Consider the following 23,156-nt stretch of genomic DNA (forward strand, 5'->3'; position numbering starts at 1 on the left):
CACACCGCACGACAAGCACCGTCCGCCCCGACCAAAGAGCAGACCGGCAACAGCTGCAGGACACAACAATACAATTAGCCTCGCCTCAGACAAAACTTCAAAAAGAATACAAAAAGAAAAATCCGGCACGTGCAGGCAAACCATGCCGGACCGTTAAATCACCCTGAAACAATCTTCTACCAATCAAAATTCTGCCTGCTTTTTCCGGGCCTCGTCGTGCTTAGCCCGAATTTTTCTATACTTGTAACAGAAATCTCTCGTTTTGCCCTTTCCCATCTTCAAGTCCAAAGGCATACCTCTTTTCTGTTTACGTATGTCTATTTTCAGATTCACATCAATAACAGTGCACTTCTCCACCAGCGGATAAATGTCGTTGTCAAGCCATGTCAGTACAAGTGCATCCTTCAGTCTGTAGACCGGACCTTTCCTTCTTTCGTACTTATAACAGAAGCTGTCGTGTATCAATGAATATCTCTTGCCCTTATAAATGAATTTATCGGAATCACCACCCTGCCTCTCATCTAATGCCACGACAGCCACATTGAACCTAACGAAATCCTCGCCTTCCTTGTCGTAGTAGATTCTGTAAAGCATCTTCAGCGGAATATCCTGCCCGGCAATATTGACTGACATGGTATCGTCAACCCAGTAATTAAACCGCAGATCTTCATACGCGGCAGAACTTAGGCCTACGTCTGTCCCGCCGGCATCCACCTCATCACCGTCTTCAAGCCCATACATATTGCCGGCAATGCCCGACATTACCGCCACAAACCACACCACTACGAGCATCATCACCCGCAACATTCCGTATTGATAAATTCTGTCATGAGTCATAGTCGGATATTATTATATGTTCAAAACCTTCCAGATTATATCATATACCTGCCGCCGTCCCGTTGCATCTTCTGTCGACTGCCCATCACAGAAACACCATACGTCATCAACCTTTCACACAGACCTACCCGGCACAGACCTATACCGGTCTGCGATACAACGTAACATCCCGGATGCAACAGTCCGGAAACGCTGTCCGCAAAAGATGCTGATGTATGCCAAAAGGTAAGTACTGTCTTCATGGCTATCGGATTTTTATTTTGCGCAAGTTATGAAATAAAACCTCTCATGTCAAGCAACAGCGTATTAATTATAGTTAATTGCAGACAACAAAAAATCCGTGTCCGAACACGGATAGAAACAGCCGGGCATACGGTCAAATCCGACATGCTCTGCGATATACGTAAAGCTGAATATTACGTAACACTCATCACACTGCGAAATAACCTGAACGGATTCCTGCTGCACGCTGATTCAGAAAAAAGACCACGAAAAAATCCGCAGACCGTTAACTTAAAAATTAACACCCGGTCTGCGGAATATGTTTATCATCCGGCGCTGCGATGTGCCGTCAGACTATACTATGTCAAAGCGGTTCGGCGTATGCCCGGCAGAGCTTCAAGCCCTCGCGGTCGATGCCGAGCAGCACAATGCATGCTTTAGCGGTACGCCATAAGGCCAGCGGAGTGGCACCCTCGTGATGATAGGCGAACTGTCCGGCGTAGGCATCCAGCAAATCAGGAGAGCCACGGTCGATGAGAGGAGCACCGCAAAGCTGCGTGAGATAAGCATAAAGGGCATTGACCGATGTGTCATAAAACACATTGTCGTCATGTCCGTTGTTCCACATCATGAGCTCCGCACCCGTCACTCCACCATTCATCACCGGATTGACAGAAAGCTGGAAGCCACCGTCGAGCACGTTTTCATAACCCGTATTGTCCTCGTTGCCCGTTATCTCGTTCCAGTTCCAACACAGGAAATCATTGTTGTCCGTCACTTTCAGAGCCACAGACTCGGTGCGGAATATCTCGCGGTCGGCCTTATAGCCCACGACATACGTGGTATAGCTGCCCGGCAGATAGAAACAATGGCCCCACTGCATGGTCATGTGTACGTTGTCCATGAGTTTGAACGAACGGCCGGTCTCCTCCACTTTCCACACTATGGAGTCGTAACTCTCGCGCACGTCGGCCATACTCACGCTGCCGTCGCCACCGGACCAGGCAAACGTCACACTAAAGTTCATCTGTCCGAAGATGTTTTCCGACGTCCGGTCTGCCGTATAAGCTATCTTCACCAGCCCGCTATCCGCCGTGCCGTCACCTCCGTCATCATTACTGTCGTCACTGTCGCTGCATGCCGAAAACAACACAGGCAGCATCATAACTCCGGCACAGGCGGCCATCCTTAATATATCATTCAACCATTTCATAACCACTGTATTTATTGAATTCTGCTTCTTTGCTAAGCTCAAGATAAAGTTTTTCCGCAGTCTTGTCATAATGGAAACGATAATAGATGACTATATTCACACTGTCATCATTGCGTATATACATCTGGCCGCCATCAGGGAACAACTCCATGACGCACGACACGGTCATCGTGCACGGCCCTGACCCTATGCACTCATCGCTATGATAAGTGCAATAGAAGAAACTGCCGTATTCCTTCTTTATTATTTCAAGTTCGGAATAATATTCAGAATCCTGTCCTATCGGACCATTCTCGGTATATATCGAACGCCAGTTTCCGTAAACAGGAACATCGCGTACGAACGTTCCCTCGCCCTCGACAATCATCCGGTCACCATCCAGGTCGAACTGCAAAGTACGTGTATATCCGTCATAATCGAGCACAACACCCGGCGGAATGCGGAACCACCAAAGATCGCGCTTCACCTGATTGCCGCCATCATCAAACCCGTACGTCTTGCATACGCCTGTATCGCTGAAGTCGTAGCTGAAAAATCCGCCCTTGAAATCCTCCGCATACCAGCGGCCGACAGCAGGAAACGACGTGGTGTAAACAAGATTACTCCCCTGGATGGTGAGTTCGGCACCGTCCACATAATAGAAATCGCCTTTTATTCGGCGTCCGTTGTCGAAACTGATATAGAGTTTTCGTTCCGACGTGTACCATTTCAGTGTGCCGTCGTCGTAAGTACCTTTGCCGTCAGCCTCCAACACAAGAGTGCCCGGAGCCGACTGGTCACCGCCGTTATCCGAAATCTGCCACGTACCGACAAGCGAGCGATCGTATTCCGGAACAGGATTGCCACCATCGCCACTGCCGTCATCCGACGACGAGCACCCACACAAAAGCACAGCCGGCAGAAGAAAAACAAGAATTCTCATGAGTAAGTTTACCGGCAGCAATACGCCGGGAAACAAGGAGTTTGATTCTTTTGTTTTCATATTATCAGGTTTGAGTTATTCATTTTCATACACTATGTCCATCCGCCGGAAACAGCCAGATGAGACATAATACAGGCACCGACGGAACAACAGACGCCCTGCGCGCACTCATCACATCATAAAGACTGCCCGCAGACTGATAGCACAAAGGTAAACAAAATATCACGGAAAAGCTGTTTTAAACATAAAATAACACAATGGAGAAGGTAATTAGATTACTGTGATGTTTATAACTGTCAGATATGAAAATATGACAAATACAATGCTGATGCACCAGGCACCGACATCAAAAGCAGGAAACGAAGCAAGGAACAAACGGTTCAATAGAAATTAAGCGAGAATTGATTTCAACAAAAGACCGCAGCTTCAATCCCCGAATAAGCGTTGTTTTCTTCTGCTGGAATTAGACAAAACGGGCAACTTTCAGATTGTAACCACATTCTGATTTTTCAGTCAGAGTTTCCTGTTCTACCCCGAAAAATAAGCGCGGATTTGCGGACAGACTCTCCGTCGGGCGCAAATACGCGAATTATGAGAGCCTCGCGCAAGTTATTGAACAGCAACAACTTATGTTCGACATCCATTTTTTCGTCTTGCAATAAGCACCATTTCAGCATGCGATATAGCCCATATCTGGGGCTGAAATGCACCAGACCACACCCTGAAACAGGCTATATCAGACCCTAAAACAGGCTTAATCAGAATGCGGAATGAATTGTTCCAAACTATGTTACAGGGTATATGCCAAAGCCATTCATGCTAAAAGAGGCTTTATAAGGTGCGATTTAACATTCCTTCACTCCTCTTTTGCGAAAAAATTTTGTCAAAAAAAGTCAAGAAAAATCGTAAGCTGGTCCTCCGGGTTTTATGTAAACTAATGTTGTTCGGAACTTCTGCTGATCCACATAAAACACACCCGAGATTCTGACATTGAATTTTTCATGATGAAAAGAAAAATTTTTCTATTTCACACAACTATTTATCAACTGAGTAGGACAAATGGCATGAGATGACTATTATGGTTAAAGATTTTCAGAGAAAACGTCCGTACAGCGATTTTTTTGTAGTAACTTAGCAGACAGAAACAAAATCCGCAGCAATGGAAAACGACAACCAGCAGACCAAAGACGAGAAATTCATGCGTATGGCACTGGCCGAAGCACACGAGGCCGGAGATGCCGGAGAGATACCGATCGGCGCAGTGGTGGTGTGTCAGGACAAGATAATAGCACGTGCGCACAACCTCACCGAAACCCTTCACGACGTGACGGCACACGCCGAGATGCAGGCAATAACAGCAGCTGCCGACTCGCTCGGCGGCAAATATCTGAAGGGGTGCACGCTGTATGTCACGGTTGAGCCGTGCGTCATGTGCGCCGGTGCACTGGGATGGTCGCAGATTGAGCGCGTGGTTTACGGCGCAGCCGACGAGAAGCGCGGCTTTTCACGCTTCGCCCCCGGAGCATTGCATCCCAAGACAACAGTTGTAAGCGGAGTGCTCGAAGAGGAATGCCGGCAGCTGATGCAGGATTTCTTCAAGAATAAGAGATAACAATCATGCGTCGTAACATGCAATAATAATCCGCGATAAAAGGCGGAAAACAATAAATCAACCTCCGTCAGAACGCCACAAGTTCAGGCAAATGATAGTAATACCAGGCATCGGCCATGGCTTTTGTAACTGCGGGGAAATCCTTCTCATATCTTTTCACCAACATCTCAAGCGACAGTTTATCATGTCGGGAACGCTCATTTTCAAACTCGGGGATATAATTATTGGTCCAATAAAAACGCCACACATTAAACATCTCAGCCCTACTAAGAGTTGATAATTCCCTGAAAAGAGAATCAGCATTGTTTTTTTCAAGTAGTAAAGATATAAGATTGCTAAAAGCACTTCCTACAATATAAGAAGGTTTCTTGGCTTCCACATTCTCAAAACCTGTCAATATTCCGACGAACTTATGCATGAATACGTCCGACGGGATATAAAGGTCACCCAATGCGTAAGGCACCCTTTCCAATCCCCAATACGCAATATCACTTTCCGGACAGAACAATGAGGTGAACAACAAAGAAAAACTCTTTTCATAACAAAACATTGTCAGATCATATCCCGGCGTGTCGTCATAACGGAATATACGTTCAAAATCCTTCCAGCGAGAAGGGAACGCATTAAAAAACTCCCACTGTCCGCTCTCTGAAGAATTACTTTTCAAATTTTCATAAGCCTTTTTAAGGCGTGCCGTATCCAATGACCAAAACTGTCTTAAAACAGTCTCCTGTGCATTATAAACATCCTTTCCGTTATCATCAACATATATAATCTTAGGTTGATAAATATCAGCCGGACCTATATTATATACTTCGACGCGTTTATGAACATTCAGAGAATCATCATAAAAATACACATGATCCATTACAACAGCTTTCATTCTATCATCCTGTTTTTCAAGCATAACGGTATCACGGACCCACACGTAGAAATTCTGTTTTTGATAATCGTGTGTATAAAACACCACTTTCGAACGGTGATCCGCGCTACACTGACCTATAAGCCTTTGGTCTTTAAGGCATCCTGATTCATCATACAGTGTGAGAATATACTGTTTAACACCTGTGCCGAACCTGACAGGATAATCAGTACAACTTCTGACTACAACTGTACCGATAACATCCTGGTGTTTAAATTTCACACCGTAACGATAGTCATAATTATAAATATCCTTCTCAAAGGGTCGAGTAAGATTCGTAAAGAAGAACTTATCAAGATATTTATGCTCGATAAATTCTCCACAATTATTAATATTTCTGCTCTTAATGAATACTTCGTTATAATTGTCCGGACCTTTATATAGAAGAGGAGAATTAATATCATGAAATCCTGAAAGATATGTAGAGAATCCGATGGTGTCAGGAGATTTACATGCGGAAAACATCCCAATATCAATGACACGCCCTGAAATATCCATCAAGAAAATGATGGATAAAACAACAAGAAGCAACATCTTTCGACAATGAGAACCTAATATAACCATACTCATTTTTGTAAAAAGTAGTCATCTTATTGTTTCATATAAAATACAAAAAGATTAAGTAAATCGGCATACTCGTACTCTACATCGGTTTTGCCTAATTGAGGATCATCACATTTTAGTTTTATAACCTGTCCGTTAATATCTCTTAAAACGCTATTAATAAGCACCGCATGGGATCCACCTAATAACCCATTCTTAACAAGTGCTATTTTTTTCCGCTCATCAGAATCACTACTGCTAAAAGCTTCACCAAATCGCTCTGTATATAGAGCTACATTATATCCATAAGTAGATCCTGCCGTTCTCAGGAACAAATTCATAAGATCATTATCCATACCTTTTGAAATAGCATTTTTAACAGCCTTTTCTTCAGAAGGATCCAACTCATCTTTATCTGTATCATGTTTAAGTTTAGCAGCAATCCAGCATCCATACATATCAGCAACCTGTGCTGCAGGAATATTGAATACCTTTGAAACACATAAATAAGCACAGTCATTCCCACTTCCTATAACTCCTTCACTCTCATTCTTATATGTATATATGTATTCACCATTATCATCAAAATTAAAATCAAAATTCCATTCCCCATAACCATATGATAATACAGAATTTGGATCGTTTGAATCCGCACTAACATTTCCTATACCCAAGACATACCCACCATTCCATTCGTTACGATCTATCTTCATTTCAAATTCTTCTACTGTATATGGATTTTCTGGTGAACCTTTGATTTGCAAAGTTAATTCATTTTTAACTGAATCCGGATTTTCTATTTTAAATACTCCAATTTTTTTCATAAAATAATTATATTATAGTTTTATAATCTATTTAATATCAATGTCAACCCAATAGATGACAACCAACCATTAATCATATTAATATAATAACAAAATTCAGAAAAATATCTATTAATTTGAGATTCTATATAATTTTTATTCAACATATGTATTTTCTCTGAGTGTACATAATACCACCAAATTTCATCAGATATACTTGCCAAACTATAATAGCTAGTGTTTAATTCCGCCCTCTGTACATAATATTCTGTTCCACACAAAAATTTTATTTTTTGTAAAATAAAATTTATTTTTTGTAATAAATTATCGTCTGTGCAACACGTTCGACATAAACTAGACAACATTAAAAATATAGAACGAAGAGTATTTTTATCATTATAATCATTCATATTATTACTTAACCCATAAACATATTTATATACGACATCCATCACTTTAGAAATATACTTACGCATATAATCTACTTGTGTAATTTTTAATCTTGCCATCAAATAAAGTCCTGCTGAAAAAAGTCCTGTCCTATAATGTAAATCTTGAGACAATGTTTTCTCAGGATTGCTTAACACTAAATCATCAATATCGTAAAATATATTATTAGTATCCGCAGATAAATATTCTTTATGAAGCATATTGCACAATCCAATACCAATACTTGAATAACCATTTACAGCGCATAAGTCCAAGTTATTTTTTTGATGAAATTTATATATATCATCTATCAGACAATCTGCTAACCATTGATAATATTCACAACCTGAGAAACGAGCATATTCATAAAAAAATACCGCAAGTCCAGTTTTACCCGAGAATAGTCCAAACTCCTCTGTATTTGTTATATTAACTGTTAGCGCATTAGCTATTTTTAATAATAAATTATCCATTTTTTTTTGCTATTGCTATTTTAAATATTGCTATTAGTTCTGGGACATAATGATCGAAACAAAATAAATCCCTATTATTCATAACATTTTCGATAATCTGATTCTTTTTTTTATCATCTTTAAGAGAACTAACCAAATCGATTATATCTGAGAAAAAGTATCCAATATTATATTCTTTTACAATATTTTCCACTGCAACAACATTTCCTGTATTCTTCGGCAATATAACAGGAATTCCTGCTGCCATGTATGTATTAAGACGCGCAGGTATATTAAGATCATCCCACGTAGCTTTCATCAAATTCCCTTCATTATGACTTTTTATACAATGTAGCCACGCTGCATCATATTTAGAAAACTCTTTTGTCCAATTCTCTGCAGAACAATGTGTATGCGTATGAAAATATCCTTTATATTTATTTTTATAATAATTAAATAACTTTTCTCTCGATGCGTGAAAATTTTCCAAATACAAATGAACGTGTATTCTATTTTTTACCAGTGTTCCTATAGCTTTTTCACCTAACCCTATAGGTCTTCCCGCACAGACAGTATGAATTTCACCATCTTCTTTTGATAGTTTAGGAGAAAAATTCAATTTAAAATAATCCCGCTTAGGTAAATCACCATCCATTATAATAGATAACCCATCATTTTTAATAAAAAGCCCGAACCAATTCTTTACTACAGAATTCAAATATATCTTAACATCTGCATGAGAATATAACCAAACTAATTGAGACCATAACCCACAACGCATGGCTAATTGTGGACCTTCCTTATAATGCCAAGCAAACGGGATCTCTGGAAATTCTCTTACAACATCATAAACCCATTGAATAGCCCCACAATTAAGCATTCCATATATAATATCAGGTTTTATCTCTCGAATCCGCTGCCGCCAATTACTATGGGGAATATCTTCAACATGTCCAAAAGGCAACGGACCTACAGTTGAGAAACTAAGTGATGGTTCTGGCACCCACAAACCATACAATTCATTACCAGCTTCTTCTAGAGCATAAATTCTTTCCGGATTATATGCTAATTCGCCAACAATAAGTATTTTTAATTTATTTTTTGATAATTGACATACATCCCTAAAATGTCTATATTGCCTATCTTCATCAATAAATTTTTCCTTTGAAACTTTTATTTTTATAGTTTTTTTTATTTTATAAAAACTTCTGATTTTGTTTATACCACCTCCATATTTTTCATTTATTATACGAAAACGCTGCTTTGGATGCTGGGTCCAATAAGCAGTTACAATCCCTATATTTATAAATCGTCCGTAAGGAAGTAGTTTACACCAATACATTGAAAACAAATCATCACTTATCCATTCTTCACGTTCAACCCATTTTTCCGAAACCTTTTTATGAGCAACTTGAACCAACTGCATCGTAAAATCCTTTTTTACAATTTTACTTTCTAATTCATAACTTCCATGCAAAGAATCACAATCATCAAATCTTACTCCAGAACAAACAAGCACAACATCATTATAAATAAAAAAATTTCTAACAATATTTTCAATGTGATTATTAAAGTAATAATCATCAGATGGAAGATATGCAATATAATCGTATTTTGCTAAACTTAATCCTACATTTAAAGAATACCCAAGTCCTCTGTTTTCATTTTGAAAAATATAAATAATTCTATCGTCATTTATTAAAAGGTCAGATATCTGCTCATATGTATCGTCTGTCGAACCATCATCTATAATTATCAATTCCCATTTATCATAAGTTTGGGCTATCAAACTCAATACAGCACGACGAATGAATGCGCAATGATTAAATGTAGGCATTATAACCGATATGTATATATCTTTTTTATAAAACATAAACAGAGAATTTTATTTCTTTGTATAAAGATACAAAACACAAAGATAATAAGACTTTGTGTTTATTTTATTTTGTAAACATTTTATATTTTTTAATCATTGAAGCAAATATCAAATACAAAAATACAGCCGAAGTCATACCGCAAATATATAATCAACAACTCAAAGTAAAGAACTAACAGCAACAGACGTATGCGAAGAATGAAATATTTTCAGAGAAAACGTCCGTACAGCGATTTTTTTGTAGTAACTTAGCAGACAGAAACAAAATCCGCAGCAATGGAAAACGACAACCAGCAGACCAAAGACGAGAAATTCATGCGTATGGCACTGGCCGAAGCACACGAGGCCGGAGCGGCCGGGGAGATACCAATCGGCGCAGTGGTGGTGTGTCAGGACAAGATAATAGCACGTGCACACAACCTCACCGAAACCCTGCACGACGTGACGGCACACGCCGAGATGCAGGCCATAACGGCTGCTGCCGACTCGCTCGGCGGCAAATATCTGAAGGGGTGCACGCTGTATGTCACGGTTGAGCCGTGCGTCATGTGCGCCGGCGCACTTGGATGGTCGCAGATTGAACGCGTGGTTTACGGCGCAGCCGACGAGAAGCGCGGCTTTTCACGCTTCGCCCCCGGAGCATTGCATCCCAAGACAACGGTTGTAAGCGGAGTGCTCGAAGAGGAATGCCGGCAGCTGATGCAGGATTTCTTCAAGAACAAGAGATAGCATACAATCCGTACGTAGCGGCCACAACACCATAGACACAAGCCTCATCTGTACTGCTTACGTCATCCGACAGACATGGCATTGCATCACATGTCATGACTGTTTACAACGAAAACACCAAACCTTATTATATAAAAACATGAACAAGAACTACAAACCATTCCTGTCCGCACTTATTCTGGCGTTGGCCTCAACCGCATCGTACGGTCAGGCACTGCCCGTAGGTGGCGCAGCGGAAAACACACCGTCGCACTCGGAATACTTCTCGTGGATAAACAACACGAATGAGGGACCGACAGAGAAACAGACCCAGATAAATCTCGACTTCTTCAAATGGCTGCACGACACATACGGCATGCAGCTCGACATATATGCTTTCGACGCAGGTGCTCTCGACGGTGCGAAGCGCTATGGCAGCACACGTTCGGAGCGTTTCAAGCAACAGTTTCCCAATGGTCTGGACGCAATATGCAGCAAGGCGTCGTCGATAGGCACGCAGTTCGGAGTGTGGTGCGGTCCTGACGGATTCGGCAACACACCGGCAGAAGCTGCCGAACGCATGGACGTCATGACCGAACTGGTGAAGAAATACAAGTTCAAGCTATTCAAGATGGACGCCGTGTGCGGACAGTTGCGGCCGGAGATGTATGGCAATTTCGAACAGATGATGAAGGCCATCAGGCAGGAGGATCCGGGATTCATACTGTTGAACCACCGTCTGAACCTCGGACCGGGCGACAAGTATTCCACTACATATCTGATGGGCGGCGAGGAAACATACATCGACGTGTTCATGACAAACGACGTGACAGCACCTCATCACCGTGCGCGGGCATTGAGCAGGAAAGCTCCGGACAACATGACGCGACTGACGGAGGACCACGGTGTGTGTCTGTCGTCATGTCTTGACTACTGGGAGGACGACCTGATTCTGCAGGCATTCAACCGCGAACTGATACTGGCACCGCAGATTTACGCCAACCCCTGGCTGCTGAGGGACGACGAGTTTCCCTATCTTGCATACATATACAACCTGCACCGCGACTATCGCGACATTCTGACGAGCGGCATAAAACTGCCTGCCGAACGCTATGGCGACGGTGCGATATCGAGAGGCGACGGCCGTACGCAGTTCATCACACTGCGCAACCTGTCGTGGGAAAAGAAGACCTACCGCATCCGACTCGACTCGGAGGCCGGACTGAAGGATAACGGCCGTAAAGTGAAGGCACGGCTTTATCATCCTTACATATACGACCTTGGCAACCATGACTACGGCACTGAACTGGAGGTTGAGGTGATGCCGTTCCGCGTGGCACTGGTGAAGATAACGACAGACGAGGAGAAGGACAAAGTGGCACTAAGCGGAATACCATATCACATCATAAACGACCGCGCAGGCAATACGGCAGAAGTGAAGCTGCTCGGTAAACCGGGAGAGAAATACAAAGTGAGAATGGAGCGCGGAGGCGAACTGTTCAGATCTGCCGACATCGACGGGCAGCAGGCGCGCAAGCTGTTGAACGGCAAACAGGTGACGCTGACTTTCAACGGACAGAAGCTCAAAATGTCGCCCTACCGCAAACTGGCCGACATGCAGGGATGCGACGTGCCGACCGACGCCGAGGCTTTGTATTATGCCACATGCTTCGCCGCCGACAATAACGCACTTGAGGTCCGTTCGCTGAAACGCTCGGGCGAGACGGCCATTCCTCAGGTGAAGGCAGCGCGGGACGCTTTCTTCGGCCAGGAGATATTCGGAGCGCGAGAGATATGGGACCGCAATCTCTTTGACGGTGATCCTCAAACAGGATTCTCGATAGCCATGCGCTGGGGCGACATACGTCCGTTCGGCGAATCAGGATTCTGCCTCGACATGGGCGAGAAACAGCAGCTGGACAAACTGGTTATCGAGTCGTTCGACGAGTATTCCATCACCCCTCTGAAATCATACGAGGGCGTGGAGGCTTACGTATCGGCCGATCTGAAAAGCTGGAAACCAATCACTTTCATGGCAGGAAAGAAAATGGAGATAGACCTTAAGAATGCCGGTGATGTGAGATTCGTACGTTTCTCACCGTGCCCCATACGCCTGTCGGAGGTTAGCGGATACAAGGACGGAAAGAAAGTGGACAACAGTCGTTGGCGCGCATCAAACCTGTTCCGCCCCTACGGAAGCGCGACATGTCTGGCACAAAAGGCATGGAAGAGCGAGATAACACTCGACGAGATACCTGACGGCGCATATCTGTGCGTGGCTGTGAACGGTTATCACGGATATGAAGGAGCATGGGCAGGTCTGAAGATAGACGACGAGTATGTAGGATGTCCCGACCGTGCACCGTCGTTCACGTCGAACACGTGGGAATATAAGAGTGCCGGCAGCGACAAGAACTATACATACTATCTGCCGCTGACAAAGGATATGGCGGGCAAAAAGATTGAGGCTTACGTGCTGGCACTGAACCGCAACATGGACTACAGCAACAGTGACCGACCTGACGACGGCGATAAGAAGGGCACAATAACCGGACAACGGATAAGTCCGGAGATATGGCTGAGCGCATATCCGATGCCGCTGAAAGAAAAGACTCTGAAAATGGAGATGATAAAGAAGTGACGGGTGACGGACGGAAGAGTCTGTAAGATATACATAGAACTTATATCTCAAAACTGAAAACCATTTTCGTTTTTCTATACGGCAACAGTTTCCGGTTCCTGAACTTATACAAAAGCCACTGAAGAAAAGTACGTGCAGAAATGATATCTGATGAACAGAAGAAAAGAGTTACAGCTTCTTCAAGAAGAAAACAGAAGATTGCGTAACGGGATCAAAGTTATTCAGGGCAATAAGGAAAAGGTATACCGGGAACTGTTCCGTGTACGTGACGAACATAAAATTTCCAGGAAAATAAAAGTAGATAAAGAAATATAAACCACAAAATAAATGAATACAATATTATACATAAATTGGGATATAAATCCTGTTATATTCAGTCTTGGTCCTGTTAAACTTCAATATTACGGTTTGATCTTTGTTACCGGACTTGTTGTTTGTTACTATATAATTGGTCACATATATAAGAAAGAGAATATTTATACTCTGGATGCGATGGAGAAACTTTTTATATATGCTATTATTGGTATCTTCGGAGGTGCAAGACTGGGACACTGTCTGTTTTATGATTTTGAATATTTTTCTTCTCATATAATTGAAATATTTATTCCGTTTAGAGAGAATGCAAATGGAGTTTACGAATTTATAGGATACAAAGGGTTGGCAAGCCACGGAGGAGCAATAGGTTTGTTCATTTCCATGTTGTTATACTCACGAAAAATTCACATTCCTTTCCCTAAGGTTATAGATGTAATAGCTATCTTGGCTCCATTAGGCGGAGCTTTTATTAGAATTTCAAATTTAATGAATTCTGAAATTATTGGACGTCCGACTGATGTGCCCTGGGCTTTTATATTCTGGCATGTTGATGATTTACCAAGACATCCATCACAACTGTATGAGTCATTAAGTTATTTTATTATTTTCTTAATTGCTTATTCCCTGTACAAATATAAAAGACATATTTTTAAAATCGGAAGCTACTTCTATTTTGGTTTTAGTATCTTTGCCATTTTTCTCATGCGCTTCCTTTTAGAATATACTAAAGAAAATCAAGAAAGTTTCGAAGACTCTTTGTTTTTCAATATGGGGCAACTGTTAAGCGTTCCTTTTATCGTTTTAGGTTTATACCTTATTTTGCGAAGCTATATACAGTCACGAAAAAGCAATTAAATCGATAAATGTTCTAACAGAACAAGAAAAAGGAACTATTTAAAAAGAAAAGTAAAAGCGGCTAAAATATATTTTTAGCCGCTTTTTATTTCCTACTCTATCAGATAGATAAAGGATGAAAAAGGGGAACGGTTTTTCTGAAAAGACATATTATACAACTGTTATAAGACTGCACTACCAACAGCAGGTATCAGATACTGCATCTGTCAAAATGAAACATAAAGATGAAGAAAATATCATGAAAAACCGATACTACAAAGCTTTTTTAATTATCTTTGCACAAGATAAGTTGCACTTGGGTAATTGAAAGCAGAATTTCTTTCCGCTCGTTTGCGTTATCTTTGCATAAGATAAGCTACACTCGGGAAATTGAAAACAGACTTTATTTCCACTCATTTGCCTTATCTTTGCATTTTAAACTTTTTATTATAAATCAAAATTAAAGCTTATGTTAAGTGAAAAGCGCAGCAGTATGCTGCATGGCGTGCTGCTAATCACACTGTTCTCATGTGCCGCATTCTACATCGGCGACATGGCGTTTGTAAAAAGTCTGTCGTTCAGCCCGATGATTGTCGGCATTATCCTTGGTATGCTTTATGCCAACAGCCTCCGCAATAATCTGCCGGAGACATGGGTGCCGGGCATACAGTTCTGTTCGAAAAGAATATTGCGCATCGGTATCATACTCTACGGTTTCAGGCTTACGTTCCAGAATGTTGTGGAAGTGGGCATCCCGGCAATATGCATAGATGCTATAATCGTGGCAGTGACAATATGCGGCGGAGTGATGATAGGCCGTCTGATGAAAATGGACCGCGGCATAGCATTGCTGACTTCAGTGGGAAGCGGCATCTGCGGAGCGGCTGCCATACTGGGAACAGAGTCGGCAATAAAGGTGAAACCATACAAGACAGCTGTGGCTGTATCAACGGTTGTTATATTCGGAACGATAGCAATGTTCCTTTATCCTATATTGTATCGCAACGGTATCGTTGATCTCACACCGCAGGAAATGGGAATTTTCACAGGAAGTACGGTTCATGAGGTGGCACACGTAGTAGGTGCAGGAAACGCAATGGGCAAGGAAGTGTCAGACCCTGCGATAATCGTGAAGATGATTCGCGTGATGATGCTTGTACCTGTACTGCTCATAATAAGCTACAGCGTGATGAGAGCAGCCGTAAAGAGCGGCGACGCAAGCGGACGCGGAAAGATATCCATGCCGTGGTTTGCCATTCTGTTTCTCGTTGTGATAGGATTCAACTCGCTCGATCTTCTGCCGGCCGGACTGGTTGACTTCATCAACACATTCGACACATTCCTCCTGACAATGGCTATGACAGCACTCGGTGCAGAGACAAGTATCGACAAATTCCGCAAGGCTGGTGCGAAACCGTTTATACTGGCTTTCATACTGTTTGTATGGCTTATGGGCGGCGGATATGTTCTGGCCAAATATGTGGCACCGATGCTCGGATAATACAGACAATGCAAATCTGACAGAAGATCAGAAGAAGATGACTTATTCATTATACGTATAACTTTTATAAGTATAGGATTTCACCTGCTGCGAAACGGCCCGTTCGGATTTACGAAACGGGCCATTTTAGTATCCGATATAGGCCATATCACCGTTCGATACGGGCTCTTTCAGAACGCGATACGGGCCTTATCATTTTTCTGAATCATGATTAATACCAAACCGGAATCAAAAGAGTCTGTACGGCATGCAACGATCTCTGCAAACAAAAAGAACGTGCTGCGGAAACAAAGAGTAGTTCACAGCACTTAAAAGATAACGTAACACAGACACTAAAAGACTGCCTGACACACACAATCTGAACGGTCGCTGCAAACAACGACAAACTTCGAAGCGCATGAAAACAAGCTACCGGATACCCGCCAAATAGTCAATGAGTAACACGATGTGTCCCCCGGACAATGAGACGTAATAAAAATAAAGGCAAGTCCTGTATAGAACTTGCCTTTGTCCATATTAATAATATCATGTGTTATTTCACGAGTATCACGAGATATTTGCTTGTTGACCAGAATATCTGCGGATTTGTAATACGGAGAACATACTGCTTGTTGGCGTCTTTCTGCAGTGTGTAGCTGTCTGACGGATGCATGGTAAGAATCTTGGCATACTTTGAATAAAGTTTGATTTCTTTCTCCACGCGTATGTCTATCTTTGTGAAATAGCTCTTGTTGAAGTTTGACTCAAGCACGCGGTCACCATCAATGATGCGCTGTTCCTTAAGTTCTTTCTTTGTACCGAAAACAAACCACGCGGTGTTGAGCTGTTTGTCCTGTGCCTGTATCGTTGCGCTCTTCTGCGAACTTTCAGTCTTGAGATTGGAAACGTTGTCGTTGAGACCGCTTATTGTCTGGTCGAGTTCAGCTATATGTATGTTCTTTGCGTCGAGCTCTGCACGGAGCTGTTGCAGCTGATTGTCTTTCTCTTCAAGTTCGGCTACAAGATTTTCGATGGTCTTCTTCAGATTGTCGCTCTTGACACTGCTTTCACGAAGTTGACGACGGAGTTTGTCAATAAGTGCACGATTCTCCTTCATCGTAGCGGATATGAACTGAACATTCTCCACAAGTTGCTGTCTGCGACTTGCGCCTTCACCGTCCTTCATCAGACTTACACGGTTCTCTGCTTCATTAATCTCTTTGAATCCGGCTTCAATCTGATTGAATGTTTCCATGATATCATTTATCTCATTATCTTTCTGAGCAATGATTTTCTGCAATGAGTCATTCTGGCTGAAACCTGCGACATCGGCTACTTTGCGGTCATCTTTGCATCCCATGAAGGTGATCAAAGTTAAACCAATTGCTAAAAATAATAACTTTTTCATATCAGTCTGGTTTTATTATATGTGTTCTTTACTTTTTGTCACTGCTGCCTGCCAGCACAATGACGATCTCACCACGTGGTTCGTTGTTTTCGAAATGTTCCTTCACTTCTGCGAGAGTACCTCTGACATAATCTTCATGCAGTTTTGATATCTCACGACAGACACACACTTCGCGTTCTGCACCGAACACTTCGGTAAACTGTCCCAACGTTTTCAACAGCCGGTAAGGCGACTCATAGAATATCATTGTACGCTGCTCGTCCTTCAAAGAATTGAGCATTGTCTGACGCCCTTTTTTCTGCGGAAGGAAACCTTCAAAACAAAATCTGTCGCAAGGAAGTCCCGACGCTACAACAGCAGGTATACATGCCGTCGCACCCGGCAGACACTGAACGGTTATACCGGCTTTGACTGCTTCACGCGCCAGAAAGAATCCCGGATCGCTTATTCCCGGTGTGCCGGCATCACTCACAAGTGCTACATTCTGACCACCCTTAAGACGTTCGATAACAGACGCCGTAGTGCCATGTTCATTGAATTTATGGTGTGACAGCAAACGGTTCTGTATCTCGAAATGCTTGAGAAGAACTCCTGATGTGCGAGTGTCTTCGGCCAACACGACATCGGCCTCCTTCAGTACACGGATGGCACGCAACGTCATATCTTCCATATTGCCCACCGGTGTAGGCACTATATACAGTGTTCCCATATTGCAGACAAATATAAGTAAATATTCCTCACTAACAAAAAAAGCCGCCATTTCTTTGCAATTTTTAAAACGTCTTTGTACTTTTGCAATCAACATGACAGAATATTTATCAGGCGAAGCACATCGCCCGGGAAGAATAGAAGTGATATGCGGTTCGATGTTTTCAGGAAAGACAGAAGAACTGATCAGACGTCTGAAACGTGCCAAATTCGCACGCCAGAAAGTGGAGATATTCAAACCAGCAATAGACACACGCTATTCTGACGTAGATGTGGTAAGCCACGACAACACATCCATACAATCAACACCGATAGACTCTTCATCAAGCATATTGCTGCTGGCATCAGACATTGATGTGGTGGGAATAGACGAAGCCCAGTTTCTTGATGAAGGTCTGGTGGACGTATGCAACGAACTGGCCAACCGTGGGACACGTGTCATTATCGCAGGACTGGACATGGACTTCAAGGGGATTCCGTTTGGTCCTATGCCTGCATTATGTGCCATTGCCGACGACGTGACAAAGGTTCATGCCATCTGTGTGAAATGCGGAAACCTCGCTTACATAAGTCACAGAATAGTTGACGGAGACAAACGTGTGATGCTTGGAGAAGAGAGTGAGTACGAACCCCTCTGCCGCGAATGTTATAAGAAAGCCACACAGGGCAAGCTATAAATATGACCGATACCGGCACAACATACAACAACGGCATATATATCCGACACTGATACAACAATCATTCAGCCGTATGCATCTGCATGCGACCTGACAATATCCAAGTGACGGACATACTCAGACTTATTTGTAAGAGTTCATATCTCTTGATTGCCGCGTATCAGACGGCCAATATCATTAAAGATTTGCCGGATCATATCAGAAAATAAAGAAAAACAGATGACATAAATCATAAGATTGCCCCGAGGAAAAGAATGTAAAATATGGTGTCGGCACTATTATAATATGTTGCATTTATGTTTCTGATGTAATTACAGCTTCCCGGCATCATAATCATAATGCCGACGTCGACAGCCGGTACTTGCAAAGACGGAAGTTAAAAGAATTCTATATCCTTAAGGCTAATCTGAAAGAACACATCATTTAAATACACCACCTCTAAATTATATATTTATGCTGGAAGAAAGAATAACTTTCGACAAATTCGTAAGATGGCTGTTAATTGCAATCCTTGTCTTTACAGTTCTGTACGCCATCAATTATCTTAGCGGAGCATTATTGCCTTTTATCATCGCATGGCTGTTTGCATATCTGCTTTATCCACTGGTAAGATTCATTCAATATAAAATGAAAGTAAAGGTCAGAGCGCTTGCAATAATCATCGCGCTTCTGATAGTCATCGGAGTGATCGGCGGCATGATATATTTCATCATACCTCCAATGATCGAACAGTTCCAGAAACTTTATGAAGTATTCATGCGATGGCTGCAACAGACAACGCATACCAACGACCTGTCATTAATAGCTAAAAGATGGGTTGTAGAAAACCAATACGAGATTGAGAAGTTCTTCAAAAGCAAGGATTTCAGCGACCTTCTCAAAAGCGGCATGCCCAAGGTATTCTCTGTTCTCGGCCAGACAGCCAGTGTCATTATAAGCATTGTCGCGTCTTGCATCACATTGCTTTACATGTTCTTCATACTGCTCGACTACGAATATCTCACAACCAACTGGATAAAGATATTCCCCAAAAAGAACCGTCCGTTCTGGCAGGAACTCATGAAAGATGTTGAACGAGAACTGAATAATTATATACGCGGACAGAGTTCTGTAGCTTTATGCATGGGCATTATGTTCTGCATAGGATTCAGCATAATGGATTTTCCCATGGCAATAGGCCTCGGCATTCTCATTGGAATAATGGATCTTGTGCCTTATCTCCATACGTTCGCACTCATCCCTACCGCATTCCTCGCCATGCTCAAGGCTGCTGACACAGGACAGAACTTCTGGTATGTCTTCGGTCTGGCCGTAGGTCTGTTCATCCTTGTACAGATTATCACCGAAACGATTGTCATACCCAAGATAATGGGAAAGGCCATGGGACTGAACCCCGCGATACTGTTGCTTTCGCTGTCTGTATGGGGTGCGCTTCTCGGATTCATCGGCCTTATTATCGCACTGCCTCTGACCACACTTATCATTGCTTATTGGCAAAGATATGTGACAAAAGAACACGAAATTGATAAAATTCAAGAAAAAACCCCGAAATAATTTGCGTAATTCAAAAAAAAGCAATACCTTTGCACACGCTTTTGAGATACAAGTTATTTCAGAACACAGGGAGATCCGCTAGCTCAGCAGGTAGAGCACAACACTTTTAATGTTGGGGTCTTGGGTTCGAGCCCCAAGCGGATCACCAAAAACAGAAAGACAGTTATCACAACAGATAACTGTCTTTTTTTATTTATACACATCGGAAGAACAGATATTAAGAACGGAACAGCGGAAATTCTGGGAGGATTGCCTTTTGTAATGCCGACAAACCGACCCAATGGAAAATCAATGAGTATTGATTTTATTCATGAAGTGCAATAGAACAGCAGAAAACATCCCTGCAACCCAAGTTTCTACGAACCGCGAATGCATGTTTCCTCACAGAACAGCGAACTCACACTACACAACCGATGAATCACCACCGCAATACATACGTACATCTCTCATGTCTTTCCCCACGCACCACATCTGTATTTTCACAGAAAACTCAAGTGACGGATTCAATAACTTTCTTGACTTTTTTTTGACAAACAAAAATCGCGAAAGAGATGTTAACAAATATTAAATTTAGGGTTATAAAGGCTCTTTCCGACCGTACAGCCTTGCTGCATACCCTGCAATGCGATGACGAACGACGCAAAGGACATTCCAATTATGCCCATATTAGTGCCTGATTACGCCCGTATCAGGGCGTGATATGGTGTGTTTCAGCCCTCAAAACAGGCAATATCACGTGCCGAAACGGTGCTTATTGCAAGACGAAAAAATGAACATTAAACATAAGTTATTGCTGTACAATAACTTGCGTAAGGCTCTCATAATTCGCGAATTTGCGTGCAGACTCTCCTTCGGACGCAAATTCGCGTTGGATTTTTGGGGTAGAACTGAAAACTCAGACGAAAATCAGAGGATGCGAGGAAGCGAAAAAGACCATATGACATTCCTTCAAGCAAAACACAACAACGCAGATTCTGCACTTGAGCCACAGTTATATTGAAACCAAACGTCGCTGAATTTACATTGAGCAATTAATAGCACAACTGTTTATTATAAAATGTGAAAATGAATAACCTTTCGGATTTATTTATTAAATTTGCATCATAATATAAATATATGTGTGTTCCACGCTGATACACGACAATATTGTTTGACTAAAGAGATAACAAGGAATTAATTCTTATTGAAATATGAATATTTTAGAACTGAGCGAACAAGAGATTGTCAGAAGACAATGTTTACAGGAATTGCGTGACATGGGCATTGATCCATATCCGGCAGCCGAATATCCGGTGAATGCCTATTCAGACGATATCAAGGAAAATTTCAATGAAGACGAGAAACGCAATGTAATCATTGCCGGCCGACTGATGAGCCGCCGTGTTATGGGTAAGGCCAGCTTCGCAGAGATACAGGACTCAAAAGGACGCATACAGATATACATCACCCGTGACGACATCTGCCCGGGAGAAGACAAGAGCATGTACAACAACGTTTTCAAACGTCTGCTCGATATCGGCGATTTCATCGGCGTGGAAGGATTTGTTTTCAAGACACAGACCGGAGAAATAAGCGTTCACGCACAGAACATCAAGCTTCTGTCAAAGAGCCTCAAGCCACTGCCTATCGTAAAATACAAGGACGGAGTGGCCTACGACAAGTTCGACGATCCTGAGCTCCGTTACCGTCAGCGTTATGTCGACCTCATCGTTAACGACGGAGTGAAAGACACATTCATCAAGCGCGCCACAGTACTGCGTACACTCCGCAACGTTCTCGACGAAGCTGGATACACTGAAGTTGAAACACCTACACTTCAAACAATAGCAGGCGGTGCAAGCGCACGTCCGTTCATCACACACTTCAACGCACTGAACACCGACATGTACATGCGTATTGCCACTGAGCTTTATCTTAAAAGACTCATCGTCGGAGGTTTCGAAGGTGTTTATGAGATAGGAAAGAACTTCCGCAACGAAGGTATGGACCGCAACCACAATCCGGAATTCACATGTATGGAGCTGTATGTTCAATACAAGGATTACAACTGGATGATGTCCTTCACCGAGAATCTGCTCGAAAAGATATGCATCGCCGTGAACGGCAAACCGGAACAGGAAATAGACGGAAAGGTCATCAGTTTCAAGGCACCTTACCGCCGTCTGCCTATCCTTGATGCCATAAAGGAGAAGACAGGCTACGACCTCAACGGCATGAGCGAGGACGAAATACGCGAAGTCTGCAAGAAACTCAACATGGAGATTGACGAAACCATGGGCAAAGGCAAGCTGATCGACGAGATATTCGGCGAATTCTGCGAAGGCACATTCATTCAGCCTACATTCATCATCGATTATCCTGTAGAGATGTCTCCGCTTACAAAGATGCACCGCAGCAAGCCCGGACTGACAGAACGTTTCGAACTCATGGTCAACGGAAAAGAGCTTGCCAACGCATATTCCGAGCTCAACGACCCGATAGATCAGGAAGAACGATTCAAGGAACAGATGCGTCTGGCCGACAAAGGCGACGACGAGGCCATGATCATCGACCAGGACTTCCTCCGCGCCCTGCAGTACGGCATGCCGCCGACAAGCGGAATCGGTATCGGAATTGACCGTCTCGTGATGCTCATGACCGGCAAAACCACAATTCAGGAAGTACTCTTCTTCCCGCAGATGCGTCCCGAAAAGACCATCCCGAGAAGCACTGTGGCCGAATGGGCTGCGCTTGGCGTTCCAGAAGAATGGGTTCCGGTATTCAACAAAGCGGGCTACAACCTCACATCAGACATCAAGGAAGTAAAGGCACAAAAGCTCCAGATGGACGTGTGCGGTGTGAACAAGAAATATAAATTAGGCTACGAAAATCCAAAGGTGGACGAATTCCAGAAATGGATTGACGCGGCAAACGCATGATATTCATACAATGCTAAGCGTGAAGCATGACACATATGCCATGACTTCACGCCGGCATTATCCGGCTTTCACGACAACGCCG

The 23,156-nt window shown here is 42.7% G+C and carries 18 protein-coding genes and 1 tRNA gene; 10 read left to right on the forward strand and 9 right to left on the reverse strand.

Annotated features, from left to right (window positions below):
• Positions 1–183 precede the first annotated feature (183 nt).
• From WKT13_RS05935 to WKT13_RS05945, 3 genes are all read right to left on the reverse strand, one after another.
• The gene (locus tag WKT13_RS05935; protein WP_340323231.1) at positions 184–837 is read right to left on the reverse strand and encodes a hypothetical protein; all 654 of its coding nucleotides are present in this window, start codon (positions 835–837) and stop codon (positions 184–186) included.
• Between the two features lie 586 nt (positions 838–1,423).
• On the reverse strand, positions 1,424–2,272 hold the full coding sequence (locus WKT13_RS05940) for a hypothetical protein (RefSeq protein WP_340323232.1): 849 nt from the start codon (positions 2,270–2,272) through the stop codon (positions 1,424–1,426).
• Positions 2,256–3,254 (reverse strand): hypothetical protein, encoded by a 999-nt coding sequence (locus WKT13_RS05945; protein ID WP_340323233.1) that lies wholly within the window; start codon positions 3,252–3,254, stop codon positions 2,256–2,258. Before WKT13_RS05945 ends, WKT13_RS05940 begins: the two co-directional genes overlap by 17 nt.
• A 1,099-nt stretch (positions 3,255–4,353) precedes the next feature.
• Between WKT13_RS05945 and WKT13_RS05950 the strand changes: the two genes are divergently transcribed.
• Entirely contained in the window at positions 4,354–4,806 is a 453-nt protein-coding gene (locus WKT13_RS05950) for a nucleoside deaminase (RefSeq protein ID WP_340323234.1), read from the forward strand.
• A gap of 67 nt (positions 4,807–4,873) precedes the next feature.
• Here the strand turns inward: WKT13_RS05950 and WKT13_RS05955 are convergent, their stop codons facing one another.
• From WKT13_RS05955 to WKT13_RS05970, 4 genes are read right to left on the reverse strand one after another with little or no spacing between them, the layout of a single operon-like run.
• Positions 4,874–6,292, reverse strand: a complete 1,419-nt coding sequence (locus tag WKT13_RS05955) for a hypothetical protein (RefSeq protein ID WP_340323235.1) — start codon at positions 6,290–6,292, stop codon at positions 4,874–4,876.
• 26 nt (positions 6,293–6,318) lie between these two features.
• Entirely contained in the window at positions 6,319–7,095 is a 777-nt protein-coding gene (locus WKT13_RS05960; protein ID WP_340323236.1) for a hypothetical protein, read from the reverse strand.
• 20 nt (positions 7,096–7,115) lie between these two features.
• Positions 7,116–7,976: a hypothetical protein gene (locus WKT13_RS05965; RefSeq protein ID WP_340323237.1), complete on the reverse strand. Its 861-nt coding sequence runs from the start codon at positions 7,974–7,976 to the stop codon at positions 7,116–7,118.
• Positions 7,969–9,828: a glycosyltransferase family 2 protein gene (locus WKT13_RS05970; protein WP_340323238.1), complete on the reverse strand. Its 1,860-nt coding sequence runs from the start codon at positions 9,826–9,828 to the stop codon at positions 7,969–7,971. The genes WKT13_RS05965 and WKT13_RS05970 overlap by 8 nt, the downstream gene beginning before the upstream one ends.
• A 279-nt stretch (positions 9,829–10,107) precedes the next feature.
• Between WKT13_RS05970 and WKT13_RS05975 the strand changes: the two genes are divergently transcribed.
• The 5 genes from WKT13_RS05975 to WKT13_RS05995 all read left to right on the forward strand — a co-directional run bounded on the left by WKT13_RS05975 (position 10,108) and on the right by WKT13_RS05995 (position 15,830).
• Positions 10,108–10,560: a nucleoside deaminase gene (locus WKT13_RS05975; protein ID WP_298619649.1), complete on the forward strand. Its 453-nt coding sequence runs from the start codon at positions 10,108–10,110 to the stop codon at positions 10,558–10,560.
• A 139-nt stretch (positions 10,561–10,699) separates the two neighbouring features.
• The gene (locus WKT13_RS05980) at positions 10,700–13,180 is read left to right on the forward strand and encodes a hypothetical protein (RefSeq protein ID WP_340323239.1); all 2,481 of its coding nucleotides are present in this window, start codon (positions 10,700–10,702) and stop codon (positions 13,178–13,180) included.
• Positions 13,181–13,330: 150 nt separating this feature from the next.
• Positions 13,331–13,495, forward strand: coding sequence for a hypothetical protein (locus WKT13_RS05985; protein ID WP_340323240.1), 165 nt, complete (start codon positions 13,331–13,333; stop codon positions 13,493–13,495).
• 12 nt (positions 13,496–13,507) lie between these two features.
• Entirely contained in the window at positions 13,508–14,350 is an 843-nt protein-coding gene (lgt, locus tag WKT13_RS05990; RefSeq protein ID WP_340323241.1) for a prolipoprotein diacylglyceryl transferase, read from the forward strand.
• Positions 14,351–14,798: 448 nt separating this feature from the next.
• On the forward strand, positions 14,799–15,830 hold the full coding sequence (locus tag WKT13_RS05995) for a YeiH family protein (RefSeq protein WP_340323242.1): 1,032 nt from the start codon (positions 14,799–14,801) through the stop codon (positions 15,828–15,830).
• A gap of 532 nt (positions 15,831–16,362) precedes the next feature.
• Here WKT13_RS05995 and WKT13_RS06000 read toward each other — a convergent pair.
• The gene (locus WKT13_RS06000) at positions 16,363–17,217 is read right to left on the reverse strand and encodes a Cbp1 family collagen-binding glycoprotein adhesin (protein ID WP_340323243.1); all 855 of its coding nucleotides are present in this window, start codon (positions 17,215–17,217) and stop codon (positions 16,363–16,365) included.
• 28 nt (positions 17,218–17,245) lie between these two features.
• Entirely contained in the window at positions 17,246–17,926 is a 681-nt protein-coding gene (gene rsmI, locus WKT13_RS06005) for a 16S rRNA (cytidine(1402)-2'-O)-methyltransferase (protein ID WP_340323244.1), read from the reverse strand.
• A gap of 94 nt (positions 17,927–18,020) precedes the next feature.
• Here rsmI and WKT13_RS06010 point away from each other — a divergent pair, with 94 nt between their 5' ends.
• The 4 genes from WKT13_RS06010 (at position 18,021) to lysS (ending at position 23,074) form a co-directional block, all read left to right on the forward strand.
• The gene (locus tag WKT13_RS06010) at positions 18,021–18,602 is read left to right on the forward strand and encodes a thymidine kinase (protein ID WP_298619612.1); all 582 of its coding nucleotides are present in this window, start codon (positions 18,021–18,023) and stop codon (positions 18,600–18,602) included.
• A 453-nt stretch (positions 18,603–19,055) separates the two neighbouring features.
• Complete coding sequence (locus WKT13_RS06015) at positions 19,056–20,156, forward strand: AI-2E family transporter (protein WP_298619609.1); 1,101 nt, start codon at positions 19,056–19,058, stop codon at positions 20,154–20,156.
• 72 nt (positions 20,157–20,228) lie between these two features.
• A tRNA-Lys gene (locus WKT13_RS06020) sits at positions 20,229–20,304 on the forward strand.
• A 1,042-nt stretch (positions 20,305–21,346) separates the two neighbouring features.
• On the forward strand, positions 21,347–23,074 hold the full coding sequence (lysS, locus tag WKT13_RS06025; RefSeq protein ID WP_340323245.1) for a lysine--tRNA ligase: 1,728 nt from the start codon (positions 21,347–21,349) through the stop codon (positions 23,072–23,074).
• Positions 23,075–23,156 lie beyond the last annotated feature (82 nt).

Source organism: Prevotella sp. HCN-7019, from assembly GCF_037890215.1.
In the GTDB taxonomy this organism is placed as follows: domain Bacteria; phylum Bacteroidota; class Bacteroidia; order Bacteroidales; family Bacteroidaceae; genus Prevotella.

What these genes read in the sequence shown, in the direction of transcription:
- WKT13_RS05935 (WP_340323231.1), bottom strand. Translation starts at nt 837, where the DNA reads ATGACTCATGACAGAATTTATCAATACGGAATGTTGCGGGTGATGATG.
- WKT13_RS05940 (WP_340323232.1), bottom strand. Translation starts at nt 2,272, where the DNA reads ATGAAATGGTTGAATGATATATTAAGGATGGCCGCCTGTGCCGGAGTT.
- WKT13_RS05945 (WP_340323233.1), bottom strand. Translation starts at nt 3,254, where the DNA reads ATGAAAACAAAAGAATCAAACTCCTTGTTTCCCGGCGTATTGCTGCCG.
- WKT13_RS05950 (WP_340323234.1), top strand. Translation starts at nt 4,354, where the DNA reads ATGGAAAACGACAACCAGCAGACCAAAGACGAGAAATTCATGCGTATG.
- WKT13_RS05955 (WP_340323235.1), bottom strand. Translation starts at nt 6,292, where the DNA reads ATGGTTATATTAGGTTCTCATTGTCGAAAGATGTTGCTTCTTGTTGTT.
- WKT13_RS05960 (WP_340323236.1), bottom strand. Translation starts at nt 7,095, where the DNA reads ATGAAAAAAATTGGAGTATTTAAAATAGAAAATCCGGATTCAGTTAAA.
- WKT13_RS05965 (WP_340323237.1), bottom strand. Translation starts at nt 7,976, where the DNA reads ATGGATAATTTATTATTAAAAATAGCTAATGCGCTAACAGTTAATATA.
- WKT13_RS05970 (WP_340323238.1), bottom strand. Translation starts at nt 9,828, where the DNA reads ATGTTTTATAAAAAAGATATATACATATCGGTTATAATGCCTACATTT.
- WKT13_RS05975 (WP_298619649.1), top strand. Translation starts at nt 10,108, where the DNA reads ATGGAAAACGACAACCAGCAGACCAAAGACGAGAAATTCATGCGTATG.
- WKT13_RS05980 (WP_340323239.1), top strand. Translation starts at nt 10,700, where the DNA reads ATGAACAAGAACTACAAACCATTCCTGTCCGCACTTATTCTGGCGTTG.
- WKT13_RS05985 (WP_340323240.1), top strand. Translation starts at nt 13,331, where the DNA reads ATGAACAGAAGAAAAGAGTTACAGCTTCTTCAAGAAGAAAACAGAAGA.
- lgt (WP_340323241.1), top strand. Translation starts at nt 13,508, where the DNA reads ATGAATACAATATTATACATAAATTGGGATATAAATCCTGTTATATTC.
- WKT13_RS05995 (WP_340323242.1), top strand. Translation starts at nt 14,799, where the DNA reads ATGTTAAGTGAAAAGCGCAGCAGTATGCTGCATGGCGTGCTGCTAATC.
- WKT13_RS06000 (WP_340323243.1), bottom strand. Translation starts at nt 17,217, where the DNA reads ATGAAAAAGTTATTATTTTTAGCAATTGGTTTAACTTTGATCACCTTC.
- rsmI (WP_340323244.1), bottom strand. Translation starts at nt 17,926, where the DNA reads ATGGGAACACTGTATATAGTGCCTACACCGGTGGGCAATATGGAAGAT.
- WKT13_RS06010 (WP_298619612.1), top strand. Translation starts at nt 18,021, where the DNA reads ATGACAGAATATTTATCAGGCGAAGCACATCGCCCGGGAAGAATAGAA.
- WKT13_RS06015 (WP_298619609.1), top strand. Translation starts at nt 19,056, where the DNA reads ATGCTGGAAGAAAGAATAACTTTCGACAAATTCGTAAGATGGCTGTTA.
- lysS (WP_340323245.1), top strand. Translation starts at nt 21,347, where the DNA reads ATGAATATTTTAGAACTGAGCGAACAAGAGATTGTCAGAAGACAATGT.